The sequence below is a fragment of the Nocardia sp. CDC159 genome (genome assembly GCF_023740735.1).
GTDB lineage: Bacteria > Actinomycetota > Actinomycetes > Mycobacteriales > Mycobacteriaceae > Nocardia > Nocardia pulmonis.
Map to the genome: position 1 here is coordinate 35,478 of NZ_JAMRXH010000001.1, position 17,063 is coordinate 52,540.

Annotated in this window: 16 protein-coding genes; 3 read left to right on the top strand and 13 right to left on the bottom strand. The window is 69.6% G+C overall.

Going from position 1 to position 17,063, the window contains the following annotated elements; genetic code table 11:
* The first annotated feature begins 102 nt into the window (after positions 1 to 102).
* From NDR87_RS00125 to NDR87_RS00135, 3 genes are read left to right on the top strand one after another with little or no spacing between them, the layout of a single operon-like run.
* A complete protein-coding gene (locus NDR87_RS00125) occupies positions 103 to 1,476 on the top strand; it encodes a hypothetical protein (protein ID WP_251909430.1) in 1,374 nt (457 codons plus the stop codon).
* A gap of 6 nt (positions 1,477 to 1,482) precedes the next feature.
* Complete coding sequence (locus NDR87_RS00130; RefSeq protein ID WP_251909429.1) at positions 1,483 to 2,367, top strand: SDR family NAD(P)-dependent oxidoreductase; 885 nt, start codon at positions 1,483 to 1,485, stop codon at positions 2,365 to 2,367.
* 39 nt (positions 2,368 to 2,406) lie between these two features.
* Positions 2,407 to 3,813 (top strand): FAD-binding oxidoreductase, encoded by a 1,407-nt coding sequence (locus NDR87_RS00135; protein ID WP_251909428.1) that lies wholly within the window; start codon positions 2,407 to 2,409, stop codon positions 3,811 to 3,813.
* Here NDR87_RS00135 and NDR87_RS00140 read toward each other — a convergent pair.
* Genes NDR87_RS00140 through NDR87_RS00200 form a run of 13 tightly spaced genes read right to left on the bottom strand, consistent with a single transcriptional unit; the run spans position 3,792 to position 17,040 of the window.
* The gene (locus NDR87_RS00140) at positions 3,792 to 5,357 is read right to left on the bottom strand and encodes an aldehyde dehydrogenase family protein (RefSeq protein WP_251909427.1); all 1,566 of its coding nucleotides are present in this window, start codon (positions 5,355 to 5,357) and stop codon (positions 3,792 to 3,794) included. The genes NDR87_RS00135 and NDR87_RS00140 overlap by 22 nt on opposite strands.
* The gene (locus NDR87_RS00145) at positions 5,357 to 5,992 is read right to left on the bottom strand and encodes a zinc-binding dehydrogenase (protein ID WP_251909426.1); all 636 of its coding nucleotides are present in this window, start codon (positions 5,990 to 5,992) and stop codon (positions 5,357 to 5,359) included. Before NDR87_RS00145 ends, NDR87_RS00140 begins: the two co-directional genes overlap by 1 nt.
* A 16-nt stretch (positions 5,993 to 6,008) precedes the next feature.
* Positions 6,009 to 7,457: a carotenoid oxygenase family protein gene (locus NDR87_RS00150; RefSeq protein WP_251909425.1), complete on the bottom strand. Its 1,449-nt coding sequence runs from the start codon at positions 7,455 to 7,457 to the stop codon at positions 6,009 to 6,011.
* An 8-nt stretch (positions 7,458 to 7,465) separates the two neighbouring features.
* A complete protein-coding gene (locus tag NDR87_RS00155) occupies positions 7,466 to 8,218 on the bottom strand; it encodes a hypothetical protein (RefSeq protein WP_251909424.1) in 753 nt (250 codons plus the stop codon).
* A complete protein-coding gene (locus NDR87_RS00160; RefSeq protein WP_251909423.1) occupies positions 8,215 to 9,006 on the bottom strand; it encodes a ThuA domain-containing protein in 792 nt (263 codons plus the stop codon). Before NDR87_RS00160 ends, NDR87_RS00155 begins: the two co-directional genes overlap by 4 nt.
* 9 nt (positions 9,007 to 9,015) lie before the next feature.
* A complete protein-coding gene (locus NDR87_RS00165; protein ID WP_251909422.1) occupies positions 9,016 to 9,777 on the bottom strand; it encodes an SDR family NAD(P)-dependent oxidoreductase in 762 nt (253 codons plus the stop codon).
* Between the two features lie 32 nt (positions 9,778 to 9,809).
* Positions 9,810 to 11,231 carry a carotenoid oxygenase family protein gene (locus NDR87_RS00170; protein ID WP_251909421.1) on the bottom strand — a complete coding sequence of 474 codons (1,422 nt, stop codon included), beginning with the start codon at positions 11,229 to 11,231 and terminating at the stop codon, positions 9,810 to 9,812.
* A gap of 17 nt (positions 11,232 to 11,248) precedes the next feature.
* Positions 11,249 to 11,926: a hypothetical protein gene (locus NDR87_RS00175; protein WP_251941040.1), complete on the bottom strand. Its 678-nt coding sequence runs from the start codon at positions 11,924 to 11,926 to the stop codon at positions 11,249 to 11,251.
* Between the two features lie 8 nt (positions 11,927 to 11,934).
* The gene (locus NDR87_RS00180) at positions 11,935 to 12,543 is read right to left on the bottom strand and encodes an Mce protein (RefSeq protein ID WP_251909419.1); all 609 of its coding nucleotides are present in this window, start codon (positions 12,541 to 12,543) and stop codon (positions 11,935 to 11,937) included.
* A gap of 18 nt (positions 12,544 to 12,561) precedes the next feature.
* On the bottom strand, positions 12,562 to 13,839 hold the full coding sequence (locus NDR87_RS00185) for an MlaD family protein (protein ID WP_251909418.1): 1,278 nt from the start codon (positions 13,837 to 13,839) through the stop codon (positions 12,562 to 12,564).
* Positions 13,836 to 14,933 (bottom strand): MlaD family protein, encoded by a 1,098-nt coding sequence (locus NDR87_RS00190; RefSeq protein ID WP_251909417.1) that lies wholly within the window; start codon positions 14,931 to 14,933, stop codon positions 13,836 to 13,838. Before NDR87_RS00190 ends, NDR87_RS00185 begins: the two co-directional genes overlap by 4 nt.
* Entirely contained in the window at positions 14,930 to 16,039 is a 1,110-nt protein-coding gene (locus tag NDR87_RS00195) for an MCE family protein (protein WP_251909416.1), read from the bottom strand. The genes NDR87_RS00190 and NDR87_RS00195 overlap by 4 nt, the downstream gene beginning before the upstream one ends.
* On the bottom strand, positions 16,036 to 17,040 hold the full coding sequence (locus NDR87_RS00200) for an MCE family protein (protein ID WP_251941042.1): 1,005 nt from the start codon (positions 17,038 to 17,040) through the stop codon (positions 16,036 to 16,038). Before NDR87_RS00200 ends, NDR87_RS00195 begins: the two co-directional genes overlap by 4 nt.
* Positions 17,041 to 17,063: the final 23 nt, after the last annotated feature.

The window sequence follows — 17,063 nt, forward strand, 5'->3', positions numbered from 1 at the left end:
GCAATTCTGCAGCTACTATAGTCGACCTAGGTGATTCCAGTAGTTTCCCATTCCGGCCTGGTCGTGGCGAGCCCGCTCCTCGGGAGAGGTGGTTTCGATTCGATGATCGACGATTCTCCGGCGGCCGACACGACAATTCATGGCGAGATTCGACGACCGCTGAGCGTGTCCGAGCGGTGGTACTGGATCTGTGACCAGATCGCGCCGCTGAATGTGGTTGCGCGCGTGCGCCTGTCCGGTGACCTCCCGGAGGAGACCCTGCGCGGGGCCGCGGCCGCCCTCGCCCGGGAGCAGCCGCTGCTGCGGGCGGGTATCGCCACCCGGCCCGACGGCACCGCTCCGGCCTTCGTGGCCCCCGCCGACCCTCGGCTGCCGGTCCGGGTCGTCGCCGGCGACGAGACGGCGTGGGAACGCGAGGTCGACCACGAGCTGGCGACCCCGCTCCCGGGCGCGACGCGGCCGCTGCTGCGCGTCACCGATGTCCGGCACGGACCCGCCGACGGGCAGACACACGATGTGATCGTGACGGTGTCCCACGTCATCGCCGACGGGACCGCCGCGCTGACGCTGCTGCGCCGGCTGGTCGAGCTGGCGGCAGCACCCGGGTCCGATCGGCCCCGGCGGCCGGTGCCGTCACTGAACGCCGTGCTGCCGCGGGCGTTTCGGGGTCCGTGGGGCCTGACTTACGCCGTGGGGACGGGCCTGGTCGACCAGGCGCTCACTCTCGTCCGCCGCCCGCAGCGGTTACGACCACAGGCCGAACCGGCCTCCTCGGACCGGCGCAGCAGGCTGCTGCATCGCGAGCTGAGCGGCGACCAGACCCGGGCACTGACCGCGCAGTGCCGCGCCGCGGGGGCGACGGTGCACGGGGCGATTGTGGCCGCCCTCGCGCGAGCCTACGGCCGCGTGGTCGCACCGGACGCGCACGGCCGGGTCGGCATCGGCTCGCCGGTCGATCTGCGTGGCGAGCTGGTCCCGCCGGTGGCGGCCGAGGACGCGGGCGTCTACGTCGGCATCCTGCCCACCTATCCCGGCTACGGGCCCGGAGCGGACCTGTGGGACGTGGCGCGCGGTGTGAATCGAGAGTTGATGCGTCGTAAACGCTTCCGCCAGCACCTGGCCCAGATCGCGGGACAGCCGCTGATCTGTCCCGACTCGGTCGCGTCGAGCCGCCGCTTCGTCGAATTCCTCGACGCTCACGGTCCGGGCAATATCTGCGTGTCCAATATCGGCCGCTACGACTTCCCGGATCGGATCGCGGACTGGCGCCTGTCGGGTGCGCAGTTCATCGCCGGTATCTCCGTCAGCGGACTCCTCGTGGCGAGCGTGAACACCAGCCACGACGCCCTGCAGATGAATGTCACCTACGTCGAGGGCCTGGTCACCGTCGAACGAGCGACGCGCATCGCCGACGAAGCGCTGCGCGTTCTGACCACCGCACTCGAGCATCCCGTATCCGTCGCGAGCAGAAAGTGAGGCGCTGTGGCTGACAAGAGGAAAGCGATCGTGATCACCGGCTGCTCGTCCGGCATCGGCCGGGAGTGCGCGGTGCATCTGGCCGACCACGGGTTCATCGTCTATGCCGGGATTCGCAGTGACCAGGCGGCCGACGAGCTACGCCGCGTGCTGCCCGGTGACCGGCTGCGTCCGGTGCCGATCGATGTGACCTCCGAGCAGTCGATCACCAACGTGTACAAACTCGTCAGCGACGAGCTGGCGGGCGGCGGTCTGCTGGGATTGGTCAACAATGCCGGTATCAGCGTCTCGGCCCCACTGGAATGCGTTCCGCGCGAGGAGATGCGCAATCAGCTCGAGGTCAATCTGATCGGTACGGCCTCGATGGTCCGGCAGTTCCTGCCGCTGCTGCGAGCGGGCGCGGGCACCGGCGGCCCGGCCGGGCGCATCGTCAACATCACCTCGGGGATCGGCCGATTGGCGCTGCCGTATCTGAGCGCCTACGCCGCCAGCCAGTTCGGCAAGGAAGGGCTGTCGGATGCGCTGCGACGCGAATTGGCGCCGTTCGGGATCGGCGTGTCGGTGATCCAGCCGCCCGCGATCCCCACCCCGATCTGGGAGAAGCAGGCGGCCATGGCCGATCGCCTGTTCGACAACGCCCCCGAGGCGATCGCGGCCCTCTATCGCGATCGCTACGCCGCCTTCGCCAAGGCCAACGATGCCAGCGCCGCCGCCAGTCCGAACACCCCCGGCGACGTCGCCCGCGCCGTCGAGCACGCGTTGACGGCCCGTCGTCCCCGCACCCGGTACCGCATCGGCAAGGAGATCGCGCTGATCGCGCTGGCGACACGGCTGTTGCCCGACCGGATGTTGGATCGCTCCGTCGCGAAGAATTTGGATTTGGAATCCTGAGCGTCGAATTCGAGCCGCGACCAGGGAGGAGGTTGGATCATGTCGGGTTCGGCGTCATCTATCGGGCGGGTCGTTACTCCTGACAGTCCCGATTACGACGCGGCGCGCAAAGGCTGGAACGACCGTCACCAGTCTCGCCCCCGGGAAATCATCTACTGTGCCAGCGCCCCGGAGGTCGCCGCCGCGGTCGGATATGCCCGGGAGCAGGCGGTGCCGTTTCGGGTGCGATCGGGCGGCCACTCGACGGAGGGCTACTCCTCGGTGGAGGGCGGGATCGTCATCGACGTGTCGGAGATCAACTCCATCGAACTGATGGCGGACAATCTGGCGCGCATCGGCCCAGGCGCCCGCAATTACCAGATCGGACAAGCGCTGTGGGCGCACGGGCGCGCGGTGCCGACCGGCACCTGCTCGCAGGTGGCGGTCGCGGGTTACACCCTGGGCAACGGGATCGGGCTGCTCTGCCGCACCTTCGGGACCATGTCCCAGAACGTGGTGGCCCTGGAGATCGTGGACGCCGAGGGGGAAATCCGCATTGTCGACGAGGCGCATCATCCCGATCTGTTCTGGGCCTGCCGCGGTGGCGGCGGCGGGAATTTCGGAATCGTCACGTCCTTCCTCGTGCGCACCCATCCCATCGGGGATGTCACCATGTTCCGCCTGGTCTGGCCGTGGGACCGGTTCGCGGCGACCTTCGACGCCTTCCAGCGCTGGTCCCCGGCGGCGGACTCCCGGGTCAACAGCTACTACACCATCCAGCCCGAATCGGTCGGGTGGGTCGACATCGGTGGGCTGTTCGTGGGCACGCCGGACGAGCTGGACAAGGAGCTGCGGTCCCTGCGCGCGGCCACCCCCGCACCGGACGAACAGTCCGTGCAGGCCATGCCCTATATCGATGCCACTCAGGTCATCTACGACAAGGTCGGGAGCCCGGAATTCCACAGACGCTCCCGGGCCACCTGCCTGTCCCTGGGCAGGTACACCGAATTCGACGAGACGGCCGTCGATATCCTCGCCCGCTGGCACTCGCGCGCGTTCGGCAATATTTGGACGTGGGTCTTCGCGGGCCATCACGGCAGCACGGAGCTGCCCGCACCGCTGGACAGCGCGGAGCCCTATGGTCTGGACATCCGCGGCGACTGGACCGATCCCGCCGAGGACGACACATTCATGGCATGGTTCGAGGGCATCTACGCCGACCTGCGGCCGCACTTCGACAAGGCCTATCTGAACTGGACCGACCGCAATATCGAGGACCGGCTGCACATGTACTACGCGGGGAACTTTCCGCGGCTGGTCGCGGTCAAGAAGCGCTGGGACCCGGGCAACGTCTTCAATTTTCCGCGCAGCATCCCGCCGCAGGTGACCATCGCCGAGGCTCGACGCCAGCAGATGCCCGAAGCCCAGATCGCGCAGCTGCGCACCTACGGCTGCCTGGTCGAATAATCGGTGCACCGCCGCGCTGGCCTGGCTCGGCGGAGCGGCAACCGGCGCAGGCCGCGGGCGTCGACGGCGCGCATGGCGGTGGTGACGAACCGGGATCGCCAGCGGGACGCGGGGTACCACAGCGGTTCTCGCTTCAGGGCAGGACCGCGCGGTACCGTGATGGCCTGCTGGCGGCAGTATTTGCGGATTCCGGCGGCGCCGCCCCAGCGGGCGCCGATGCCGGACTGTTTCCAACCGCCCATGGGGATGGCGAAGTTCACCAGGTTGGCGAAGGCGTCGTTGATATTGACCGCGCCGACCTCGAGGCGGCGGGCGATTCGCTCGCCGCGGCGGCGGTCGCCGGTCCAGACGGTGGCCGACAGGCCGTAGGCCGAGTCGTTGGCCAGTCGGATGGCCTCGTCCTCGTCGGCGACCTTCAGCACCGGCAGGGTGGGACCGAAGGTCTCCTCGGTGAGGCAGGACATGGTGTGGTCGACGTCGACGAGGATGGTGGGCTCGAAGAAGGTGCCGACGCCGGTCGGCTTGCCGCCGAGCAGGATTCGCGCCCCGCGGGCCACGGCGTCGTCGACATGCCGACGCACGATCTCGCACTGCGCCCGGGTCGCCAGCGCACCGATGTCGAAGGCGAACTCACGGCCGTCCCTGCCGTGGCGCAGGCGCCGGACCTCGGCGGTCAGCAGCGCGAGAAAGCGGTCGTAGACCGGTGCCTCGACGTACACCCGTTCCACGGAGATGCAGGCCTGTCCGGCATTGAACAGCCCGCCGTAGACGATTCCGGCGGCGGCGCGCTCGAGGTCGGCGTCGGCCAGCACGATGGCCGGATCCTTACCGCCCAGCTCCAGGCTGTAGGGCGTCAGCGCGGTCCCGCAGGCGGCCGCGATCGCCCGGCCGGTCTTCGTGGATCCGGTGAATTGGACGTAGTCGACCGCGTCCACGACCGCGCGGCCGGTGTCGCCGCCCCCGGTCAGCACCGTGAAGACCCGCGGCGCACCGATCTCGGTCCAGCCGCGGCCCAGTGCGACGGCACTGAGCGGGGTCACCTCCGACGGCTTGACCAGGACGGCGGCCCCGGCCATGAGCGCGGCGAAGGCGTCGAAGCAGGGATTGAGCAGCGGCAGATTCCAGGGGGTGATGATGCCGACGACCGGATGCGGCCGGAACGTGGTGATCAGCCGCTTGGTCCGCCCGATCGGGCTGTGCGGTTTCGGGTGCTCGTCGGTGAGGAATGCCTCGGCATTGCGTGCCCAGTACTTGATCAGATCGATGGCGGCGGGCGCCTCGATCTCGGCGTCGAATCGGGTCTTGCCGGTTTCCGACTGGATGACGTCGGTGAGGTGGGCGCCGTTGTCGATCAGCCAATCCTGCAGGCGCAGCAGCCATTTCGCGCGGCCGCGCGGACCCAGGGCCTCCCATTCGGGTTGCCGCGATCGCAGGGCGCGGACGGCGTCGGCGACCGCGTCGGCGTCGTGGTCGGGCACGGAGCCGACCGTCCGGCCGTCGGCGGGATTGCGTATCTCGATGGTGCGCAGGTTGGTGGTACTCATCACGCCTCCCGGCCGGTCCGCGACGCCAGCCGCACGAGCATCTTGCCGGTGTTCGCCCCGCCCATCATGCCGAGAAAGGCGTCCAGCGCGTGCTCGATGCCCTCGACGACGGTTTCGCGCACCCGCAGCGAGCCGTCGTCGAGCCAGCGGGCGGCGGTGCGCACCCAGTCCCCCGCGCGGTCGAGGTGATCGCCGACGAGGTAGCCGCGCAGGGTTATTCGTTTGGTGATCGCCAGATTCAGATTCGCGGGGCCCGGCAGCGGCTCGGTGGCGTTGTAGCCGGAAATCCAGCCGCACAGCGCGATTCGGCCGAACGGGTTCATCGCGGCGAGGGCGGCTTGCAGCTGAGCGCCGCCGACATTGTCGAAATAGACGTCGATGCCCGCGGGGGCGGCGGCGGTGAGCAGGTCGGCCGGATCGCCCGCGCGGTAGTCGATCGCGGCGTCGAAGCCGAATTCCGAGACCGGCCGCGCCACCTTGTCCGTGTAGGGATCGACCGACAGCCACTGGTTGGCCACCAGCACCTGACCCGGACCCGGATCGCCGACCGTGGTGGTGGCGAGGTCGAAATCCGCCGGGGCCGGAGCTCCGGCCGGACGCCTGATCAGTCGCCACTCCTGGCTGGAAACTGGCATGGCACACTCGCTTTCGCTATCGCGTCGCCTGGCGGTAGAGCGGGTTGTCGACGCTGTAGTAGTTGCAGTGGAAACCGCTGGGAATGCGGAACGGGACACGCACCCGGGCCAGCGGCCCGTCCGCCAGCCGCGCGGCGTCGAAGATCGCCAGTTCGGTCTCGGGGGCGTGGGCGCGGTGGACGAGGGTCAGTGCGTAGCCGTCGAGTTCGCCGGCGCCGCCGACGCGCGGGGCGAAGATGAGCTCTCCGGCGGACGTGCCGTCGCCGAAGTGGTAGAGGTCCTGGGCTCCGGTGTGGGTGTCGACCCGCAGCACCGAGTCCATCCCCTCGGCGCGGCCGTGCACCGAATGCAGATTGCTGTTGGCGAACACCTGGCGGCTCGGCGTGGTCATGAGCCGGTCGTCCGGGCGCGGGAACTGGATGTCGTGATCGTCGAGCACCTCCTCGCGCACCACCCGGGTGCGCGCGGCCGGGTCGATCGTCCAGCGGCGCAGGCTCTGTCGCGTCTCCCGGTGTGAACGCCAGCGGCCGTGCACATCCGGAAACAGCGCGGTGCCGTCGGCCGCGGCGACATCGGCGACGATGCGGCCGTCCTCCTCCCACACATTGGCCTGATGCATCATCTGCCGCGGTTCGGTCTCGAACCAGCGCACGTCGGCGGCCGTGCCGAGTCGCGGCATGAGGCCGAGCTTGGTGGGCCGATCGGGATCCCAGGCGACCAGGGGGCCGCCGGACAGCACCCGTTTCAGGCTGATGTCCAGCGGTGTCACCGGGAAGACGACGTGGTTCTCGGTGACGAAGAAGGTGTGCATCATGCTCTGATGCGGCATCGGGATGGATTCGAACTTCGTCACCCGCCGCTCGGAATCGATGATCTCGTAGTGGATCTCGGGTGCGGTGCCCTGGCGGCGCGCGATCGAGCCGATATTGATCAGCTCGCCGGTGCCGTGGTCGACGGTCGGATGCGCGGAGAACGTCATGGTGATGACGCCGCCGTAGTGCTCCTCGCCGAGGGTGTCGAGGGTCCGCGGATCCAGTTCCACCGGTGGCGCGCCCTCCATCAGGGCCAGCAGTTTGCCGCCGTGCAGGATGATATTGGTGTTGGCGGTGTTGTAGCGGGTGCCCTCGGCCAGGGGGTCGGTGGTCGCGGGATCGCCGAGCACGCCGAAGAGCCTGCGGCCGTACTTCATTTCGAGCAGGAGCTTGTCGGTGCGCACCCAGCGGCTGCGCAGCGACACCCGGCCGTCCTCGAGGAAGAACGCGTACACCATGCCGTCGCCGTCGAACCAGTGGTAGTCCTCGGCGGTCGGTGGATACAGCGGTTCCGCGCCGTTGCGATAGAACACCCCCGCCAGATCGGCGGGCAGCTCGCCCTCGACGAACAGGTCGGGTGCGTCGACCTCCATGCGGTTGGGCCGGTGATGGCCGGTGAGGAAGGGACTTTCGCGATAGTTCGTGGCTGCCATGGCGGCCCTCATTCCCGTTCGAGTACGCCGTGCATCACCACGGCGAGACTGGTGTGGTCGAACATCTGATAGCTCACCGCCAGCGCGGAACCGGCGTCCGTGCCGGGCTCGGCGTCGAGCATGAACTCGCGCCCGATCATGCGGCGGCCGGTGTTCTCGTGGAGGCGAACGAAATTGGCGCGCCCGTAGGCCGTGCCGTTGCCCCAGATGTCGGGGCCCTCGTGGAAGGACCGGTTGCCGTCACGACGCACCCGGATGCGCGAGAGCGAGTCCATCGGCCCGGCCAGACGCAGCCGATACTCCGCGGTGAGCGGATCCAGCGGATGCACCTCCATCGTCATCTCCGCACTGCCGAGCGGTTCGCGGGCGGCCCTCCACAGCTGCACGTCCCCGCGGTAGCGGCTGTCCTCGTCGGTGGGCATGGCGAAGGACACCGGACCGCAGCGAGTTTCGTGGCCGATCCGGCCGGCGGTCAGGGCCGGATCGCGGGTGAGGATGCCGTTCAACACACCGATCAGGGCAGGCCCCTGGTACAGCAGCGACGAGCACACCCGCACCTCGCGGACGGCCTGGGTCCAGGTCTGCAGCGACACCCGCCGCTGCGGCAGGAAGTAGAGCGCGTCGGTGAACCCGCCGTAGGAACGCTCCGATTCGGCTCGGCGGTCCCCGGTGCATCGCTCGTCCTCGAATCCGAGCCAGGTGCCGTCGATGTCGAACAGCGACGGGCGGCCCACCCATTCGGGTGGCGGTGCGGTGGTCACGAAACAGCCTCCCCGGCAACGATTGCGATATCCGGCACACCGGTGACCGCCCAGGCCACACAGCGGCTCACAACGATGCTGAATTCCGGCACGGTCCAACTGCCCCGATCGGTCGTGCCGAGATCGTCCACCCCGAGATCCTGCAGATCGAATCGGCCGCGACAGTGCCCCAGGGTGAAATAGCAGACGGTCCCCGCGCCGTGCTGCTTGAGATACAGCACCGGGCGCGGTTCGTCGGCGCCGGTGTGTCCCTCCTCGAATCCGGGGGATTCGCCGACAAACCGGGTGTGGGCCAGCACCCGCAGCGGCGGATGCAGTTCGCTGATGTAGAGCTCGTCGGTGACCTCGAAATCCGAGATGCCGTGCAGGAAGGGATGGTCCGGCTCGGCGAGCTCGACCCGGTACGGCGCGATCGGGGGATGGCCGAGGAACTGGCTGCCGAGCAGCCGCGGCAGTTCTCCGAGCACCCGCGGGGTGGCGAAGCGGCCGTCGGTGCGGCGGGCGATGGCGGCATTCGTCGCGTGCAGCGCCAGCCACCGCCCGCCGCGCCGGAGGAATTGCGACAGCGCCGTGCGCTGGTCGGCGGTCGGCACCACATTGCAGGTGTAGGTGATCAGCAGATCGGCCGCCGCCAACGCGTCGGCGCAGTCGTAGGTTTCGAAGACGCGGGTGCGTACCCGCTCGTGGGTGGCGAGTTCGGTGAGCAGTCGCAGTCGCGCGTAATCGAAGTCGTGCCACTGCCCGCCGCACACCAGTACGGCGTCGATCCGCCCGGCGGGTCCCGACATGGATGGTCCTCAGTAGTCGAAGCGGTTGGTGAAGCCGCCGTCGATCACCAGATTCGCGCCGGTGATCTGCCCGGCCGCCGGGGAGGCGAGGAAGGCGACGGCCGCGGCGACATCGGCGGCGGTGGCCAGCTTGCCCAGCGCCGTGGCCGCCACCGCGCCCTCGTACAGCGCGGGCATGCGCTCGCGGATGGTCTGCCACACCCCGCCGTCGAAATACACCGGGCCCGGTGAGACCGCGTTGACCCGGATGCCCTTGGGGCCCAGCGCCCGCGCCTGTGCCGAGGTGTGCTGGATCATGGCGGCCTTGAGCGCGCCGAAACCGTTGGCGGTGGGCAGAATTCCGGCCTCGAGCGCCGAGGTGCTGGCAATGGCCACGATCGCGGCGGCGTCGCTGCGCTCCAGCGCCGGGGTGGCCGCCTCGATGAGGGTGACCAGGCTCATCAGGTCGGTGTGGAAATTGTTCGCCCACGCCTGGTCGCCCTCGCCGACCGAGGCCGACGCATTGGCCACGACGATGTCCAGCCCGCCCAGCGCCGCCGCGGTCGCGCCGACGAACTCCGACAGCGCCGCGGCGTCGGCGACATCGACGGCCGCGTGGAACACCGTGCCCTGCTCGCCCAGCCGCGCCGCCACCTCGGCCAGCGGCTGCGCGCCGCGGGCGCAGATACCGACCGACGCCCCCTCGGCGAGCAGGGTCTGCGCGATGGCGAGCCCGATGCCGCGGCTGCCGCCGGTGATCAGCGCGCGCTTACCTTTGAGTTCGAGATCCATGACCTACTCCTGCAATTCGATGGGCGCGCCGGTCAGGCGGCGCGCGGGGTGAAACTGCCGTGGAAGGTGAGCGGCAGGTGATGACGCAGCGCGCCGACGTAGAGCGGCTCCGCATCCAGGCGTCGGGCGTCGAGGACGCGCAGATGGGCTCGCCGCCGGGGCCGGTCCTGGGTGGCCACCAGCAGCCAGCCGTCGTCCTCGGCCGTGCCGCCGGGACGGGCCGTGAAGACGGCCTCGTGGGCGAAGTGCCCGGCGGGCAGCCGGTGTACGGTCTGGGTGCCGCAGACGTTGTCCAGCTTGGCGATCGCGTTCGGGTAGCTGCTGTCCGACGAGCCGACGGCCAGATAGGTGAATCGGTTGCGGCTGCCGGTGTAGTGCAGGTTGAAGGTGGGGAAGTCGCCCTGCAGATCGCTCAGGTCCTCGTGGATCACGCGCCCGCCCTTGGTGATTCGCAGCCGCCGCAACCGACCGCCGTAGGGGACCTCGGCGGTGGCGCCGCGGCCGACGCCGCGCAGTTGGGCGTCGAGCCGCTCCCAGCTGGTGTGGTAGTTGACCAGGTCCACGACGGTGTCGGCGCCGTCGTCGTAGGTGTTGCTCAGATGCAGATGCATCAGCGACTCGGTCGGCAGCAGCCGGGGTTTGCCACCGTAGCGGGGGAGCAGCGCGATCAGCGAACCGCGCTGGGCCTGGTATTCCAGCGCGTCGATGTAGTTGCGCAGGCCCAGTCCCGCGGCGAACATCTTCGGCCACGGGAACACCAGCGGAGCGATGACGAACACCAGATGTGTCGAGGTGAGGCCGAAGTCGTGGACGAACATCGGTTGCGGCAGGCCGATCTCGCCGACCCGGTCGAGCCGCCCGCGGGTGTTCACCCGGTAGGCGATGAGTTTGGGCCGAGGCATCATGGCCAGCCCGAAGTTGAACATATCGCCGGAGACGGCGTCCCATTTGGGATGGGCGGAGAACGCGCCCAGCCAGCGCAGCGCCCCGCCGAACCGGTGCACGCCCACGGTGGCCAGCGTTTCGGGCTCGAGTTCGGTGGGCGGCCCGCCCTCCCACAGCGCCAGCAGTTTTCCGGCGTGCATGACCACACCGGTATTGGCGACATTGGCGGGGAAGCGCAGCGCGTTGGCCAGCGGCCCGCCCGGCCGCAGGGTGCCCAGCGCCCGGAACGGGATGCCGTCGGAGGTCAGCGACGCGCAGTAGTGTTTGGAGCGCACGAAGCGGTTGCGGTAGTGCACCCGGCCGTCGGCGATGGCGAAGCGGGAGATCATGCCGTCGCCGTCGAACAGGTGGCCCAGCGGCTGCCCGCCCGCGTCGAGTTTGCCGGGTCCGTTGCGGTACAGCACGCCGCGCAGGTCCTCGGGGATGCGGCCGGTGAATTCGGTGATCTCGTAGTCGTATTCGTCGGGCAGCGGGATGTAGTCCAGGGGTTGGTCGGTCGGGGTGGTCATGGCCCCTCCTCGTCGGTTCATCGGCCCGCCGGGTGGACGCGCAGGGTGCACGACAGGCCCGGCAGGTGGGGGTCGAATTCGAGCGGTATGGCCGAGTCGGCGTCGAAGACGCGCTCGCAGGCGGCCTTGCAGCCCATCAGGCACGAATTGGTCTGGGGCAGCAGCGATCCGGGGGCGGTGTGCATCGCGCACTCCGGGATGTCGTAGACCAGGGTGCCGTCGGGTTCGACGCCGGTGCGGTGCACGGGACCCACCAGGAAGGAGGCGACGCCGACGCCCACGTCCATAACCCGGGGGTACAGCCGGTCCGGTATCAGACCCACGGTGCCGAACGCGGGCAGCAGCAGGCGCAGCCAGCGGCGCAGCCGGGCCGAGACGGCGGTGGTGACCAGTTCGCTCACATCCTCGCGGGCCAGGTGCCGGGTCAATCCGGTGATGGCCCACTCCAATTCGGCGATGTACTGGCCGTAGCGCCGCCGCCAGGACCGAGACGGCGGCTCCCACAGCGCACCGCGGCCGCGATGCGCCGTCAGGGCCGCCCACTGCTCGTCCACGGCAGCGCGGTCGTCGCCGACCATGCGTAGCACCGGTAGCAGCACCGTCTCCGGGATGTCGCCCACGCGGGCCAGCATCGAGCGCATGATCAGCTCGTCGCGCAGCTGGCGCAGGGCGGTGAAAAACGTTGTCGCGGTCATGATTCGCCTCACGGGATGTCCACCTTCGCGGCCTTCCACTGCCCGCCGACCCGCTGCATCGTCATGACGATGCGGCTGTGATCGATACGGGGGTCGGGCATTTCGGTATTGGTGACGGTCTGGTCGACGAACAGCAGCACCACCGCCTCGTTCTCGCTGGCCGACTGCACCGCCGACTGCAGCACCACGCCGTGGCCGGTGGCCTTGTGGTCGATGAGCAGCTGGCGCAGCTGGGTGCTGGATTTGCTGTAGACGTCGCGGAACTCACCGGTGGAACCGTCCAGCACCGATTTGAAGTTGGCATCGAGGTTGGCGGTGTCCACCGAGGTGAGGGTCACCGCATAGTCGGCGGCGGCGCGGCGCGCCTGCTCCGCGGCGGCCTGCACCGCCCGCATGTCGGTGTACTTCCAGCCCAGGATCGCGGTGGCGGCGGTGAGACCGAGGAGCAGCACGACCGCCGTCGCGATGGCGGCCACGCGCAGCGCCGCGTAGCGGCGTCGGGTGCGGGAGGGACCGTCGTCGACTCCTTCTTCGGACGATTCCGCGTCCGATTCGGCTGTCGCACCGGTGGATTCGGGCTCGTCGGGAGTGTCGTCGGTGATGTCGTGATCGCTCATGATTCTCCTCGGATCGAACTAGTTGCCACCGTGCCGCTGCGGTTCGGACTCCGGTGGCATGGTCGGACCGCCGTAGGGCAGGGGAATGGTGTGCGGTCCGACCGGGGTGGGATCGGTGCGCTGATGCGGATGCAGACCCGGCGGCGGGTTGGCGGTATCGTCGCCGGGTGGGCGCGGGGCATTGCGGGCGCCGCGGATCAGCAGTCCCGGATCGTCGTCGGGGCAGTAGGAGTAGAGGAACGGTTCGGGGTAGTTCGGCACGAACGGCACGTCCCGCGGATGCGGGTAGTCGCAGAAATGCCGGAAGTACAGGTTGGCCACCGCCCAGATGCCGCCGCCGTGCATGGTCGAGGTCACCGCCTCCAGGACCGAGCCGCGGTCGTCGCGAAACAGCTGCCGCAGCGCGGGGAGCCGAATATAGGCCAGCTGCGTGATCGTGGTCAGATTGCCCAGCAGTTGGACCATGGTCGGGGAGTTGTCGGCGATCAGCGCGTCGGCCTGCCGCAGCAGCCGCGGCGAGGCGTCGAGCAGCGTCCGCATGCCGCCGTCCTTGGCCCCCAGCCCCGACAGGGTCGCGGCCAGATCGTCGGCCGCCCGGCGCAATCCCGGCCCCGAGGTGTCGATGAGCTGGAACACCGGGCGGCTGCTGCGCAGTAGTGTCATCGTCTGCGGCAGCGCACCCGCGAGGGTGGACAGCAGCAACTGCGCGCCCGACAGCAGATCCCGCAGTTTGCCCGGGCCGTCGGGACCGACGCCGAGCTCGTCGACGATCGCCTTCAGCTTGGCCGGATCGGCCTGGGCGAGAAGGCCGTCGATATCGCCGAGCACCTGCCACAGCGCGATCGGCGTGCGGGTGCGGTCCCGCCCGATCACGCTGCCGTCGGTGAGCGGCGGCCCGGCCGCGCCGTCGGGCTGGAAATCCAGGTACTGCTCACCGGCCGGTGACATGCCGGAGACGCGAACGATGGTGCCGTCGCGCGGGATTCGCGCCGCGGCGTCGATGCGCGCGACGGCCTCGACCCCGCCCTCGTGCAACCGCACCGAGACCACGCGCCCGATCGGGATGCCGCGCAGTGTCACGTCCTGGCCCGCCAGCAGCCCACCGGATTCGGCCAGCTCCACCCGCACGGTCAACTGCTCGGCGAACGGATTCGCGCGCAGCGCCCCGAACATCAGATAGGCCACCGCGACCAGCACGACCACCGCCTGCGCCACGGTCGAGAGCAGCAGTTTGCGCGCCACCCCGAGGCGGACGAGCCGCACCAGCACGCGTGCGAAAGGTTCGAGAGGATTCATCGCCCGCCTCCCGTCACCCGATTGCCGAGCTGGGTGAGCACGAAGGTGAGCGAGCCCACCAGATTGGCCCAGTCCTCGGGCAGCGGCGCGCGGAACTGCGGATCGGCCAGATGCCCGGGATCGTCGACCGGGCCGACGACGACCTGATGCAGGTCCACATCGGAGTGGGCCGCGTTGGCGCTGAAGAACTTCAGGGTCGGCGGCAGCATGCGCAGCAGATTGGCCATGGTGACGCGTGGATCGGTCGCCGCGACATTGAACGCCCGCGACAGCTCGTTCAGATCGTGGACCAGACTGCGGGTGTCGGTGCCCGCGATCGACGGCAGCCGCCGCAGCCGGGTGGTCAGGGCGGCGACCTGATCGGCGAGTCCGGCGATCTGGGCGGTGTTGTCGGCGATCACGGTCAGCGCGGGTCCCGCGGTGACCAGGATGTCGTCGATCGCACCGCGGCGGGCGTTGAGATCCTCTGCCAGGGACGCGGTTTGGGCGAGCACGCCGCGCAGCTCGTCGGTGCGCAGCGCCATGGTGGCGAGCAGTTCGCGCGACTGGGTGACCAGCGCGGTCAGCCGGGCGCCGCCGTCGTCGGTCGCGGCGCCGACGCCGTTGAGCACGCGGGTGAGGTTGCCGATCACGCCGCCGTTGACCAGCAGTGAGGTGGAGGCCAGCACCTCCTCCACCGTCGCGGCGGCGACGGTGGAGCCGACCGCGATGGTGTCGCCGTCGCGCAGCGTCGGACCCGCGGTGGCGGGCGGGCGCAGCGCGACGAAGACGTCGCCCAGCGGTGTGGCCGAACGCAATTCGGCGGTCGTGCCGACCGGCAGGCGCACGCTGTCGAGGACGCGCAGGCGCACCACGGCCGTGTAGTCGCGGACCCGCATCGACTCGACCTCGCCGACGTCGGCGCCGCCCACCCGCACCTTGGCGCGATCGGGCAGGTTGAGCGCATTGGTGAAGACCGCCTCGAGGTGGTAGCCGGGTCCGCTCACCCCGGGCGCGGGTAGCGGCAGATCCTGCACGCCGCGCGCGCAGGCCGCACTCGCCAGGGTCAGGGCTCCGCACAGCAGGGCCGTGAGATAGCGTGTGGCGCGGCTCATTTGCCCAACCTCGTCATCGCCTCGAGCATCGAGGTGAGCCCGAAGTCGGGACCCATATCGCTCATCTTCCCGGTGCTGCAGCCCAATTGGCGCAGCCCCAGGATGTTGCAGACCTCCTTGGTCATCGAGCTGTCGAAGAACACGTTGTCGAAGTGCGCGCCGACCCGCAGGTAGCCGTTCCGCTGATCGATCGCGGCGACGACGTTGTCGACGGCCAGCGGCGCCACGTCCAGCAGTTCGGTCAGCTCGCGCCGATAGTCGACCAGCGCCTGGGAGACGCTGGCGCTGCTGGCGACGGTGGCGCGCAGGTCGTCGCCGTGGTCGGTCAGCAGCGTGTTCAGCTGGTCGAGCACCTGATTGAGCCGATGGCCGGTCTCGCCCCGGCCGATGCCCTCCGCGGCCAGCAGCTCGCTCAATCGGCCCACGCCGGAACCGAATTCGTGGATCAGATCCTGGTTGCGCGCCGCCGCGTCGGACAGTTTGCCGAGGTTGTCGATGACGGTGGTGATGCTCTGGCGGGTGGCCCGGCCGTCGTCGTCGCCGGTGCGGATGGCCTCGGCCAGCTTCGCCAGCGCCGACTTCAGCTGGGAGCCACTGCTTTGCGCGACGGCGGTGGTGGCATCGAGCACCTCGGCCATCGGTCCGCCGCCCTTGCCGTCGCCACGCATGGACGTGCCGAGCTTGTCCACCATCTGTAGCACGCGGTCGAATTCGACCGGGGTCTTCGTCCGATCCAAGCCCAGCACCGCGCCGTCGCCCAGGGTGGGGCCGCCAGTGTAGGCGGGGGTGAGTTCGACGTGGCGGTCGGTGAGAATCGAGGTGGAGACCGTGACCGCCTGCACGTCGGCGGGAATCCTCAGATTCGCGTCCTCGATCGCGAGGACGACCTCCACATAGCCGCCGCGCGCGGTGATGCGCTCGACCGTGCCGACCGGCATACCGAGTACGGCGACGGTGTTGCCCTGGTAGAGCCCGATGGCGTTGTCGAATTGCGCGGTGATCGTGCGCGGGCCGGGTTCGCCGTCGGGCAGCAGCCGGTACCCCGCCGCGGCGAGGGCGAGCACGGTGAGCACGAGCAGGGCGATACGGGCCGGGAACCTTCTCATCGGCAGTCCTCGAAGTACTGGAAGTGCTCGGACCAGTTGTTCTGCTTGGCGGCCTCGGTGATCGCGCACAGCCAGGAGTCGATCAGCAGGCCGCCGGGTAGCAGGAAGTCCAGGAAGGGGCCGGTGCCGGTGGCGTTGGCGACATTCCGGGTCGCCAGCGGCATGGCCTGCAGCAGATTGCGCAGCAGGGCGTCGTGGTCGCCGACCATCGCGGTCAGCTGCCGGATATTGCTCAGCAACTGGTCGATATCGGGCCGGTGCGCGTCGAGGATGTCGTGGGTGGTGGTGATCAGGGTGGTGGCCGCGTTCAGCAGGCGCACGACGGCGTCGCGGCGGGAAACCAGCTCGCGCACCAGATCCCGGCCCTGTTCGATCAGCACGCCGAGTTCGGTCTGCTGCTGACCGAACAGGGTGGCGACCTGGGCGGTATTGCGCAGTAGCGCGGAGATCTGCCCACGCCGCTCGGCGAGGACCCGGGCGAGATTCTCGACATTGGCCAGGGCCTGCGGCAGCACCGAGGGGGTGTCGCGCAGCTGCCGGGCGAGGGTCTGCATGGAGGTCGCGAACCGGTCGGCGTCGACCTGCTCGAAGGTGGTGGTGGAATCGTGCAGCACCCGCTGCAGGTCGTAGGGAACCGTGGTCTGCGCCAAGGGAATCCGCCGATCGGGCAGGCCCGCGGGACCGGCCGGGCGCAGGGTGACCGCGCGCGAGCCGAGCACGGTGGTCAGCGCGATGGCCGCGGTGGTCTGCGCGCCCAGGCGCACCCCGCTGTCGATGGTCATCGTCACCACCACGCGGTCGCCCGCCAACCGCGCGCCCTCCACCGTGCCGACCGGCACCCCGGCGACGGTGACCTCCTCGCCGCCGCGAATGCCCGCGGCCTGCAGGAATTCCGCGGTGTAGCGGGTCCGGCCGAGATGCAGCGTGCTCACCACGGTGGTCGCCGCCACGACGACCGCGAGTGTGGCCAGCGACAGCGCGCCCAGCCAGCCCCGGTCCATCGATTCCAGACGTCGTGGTAGTC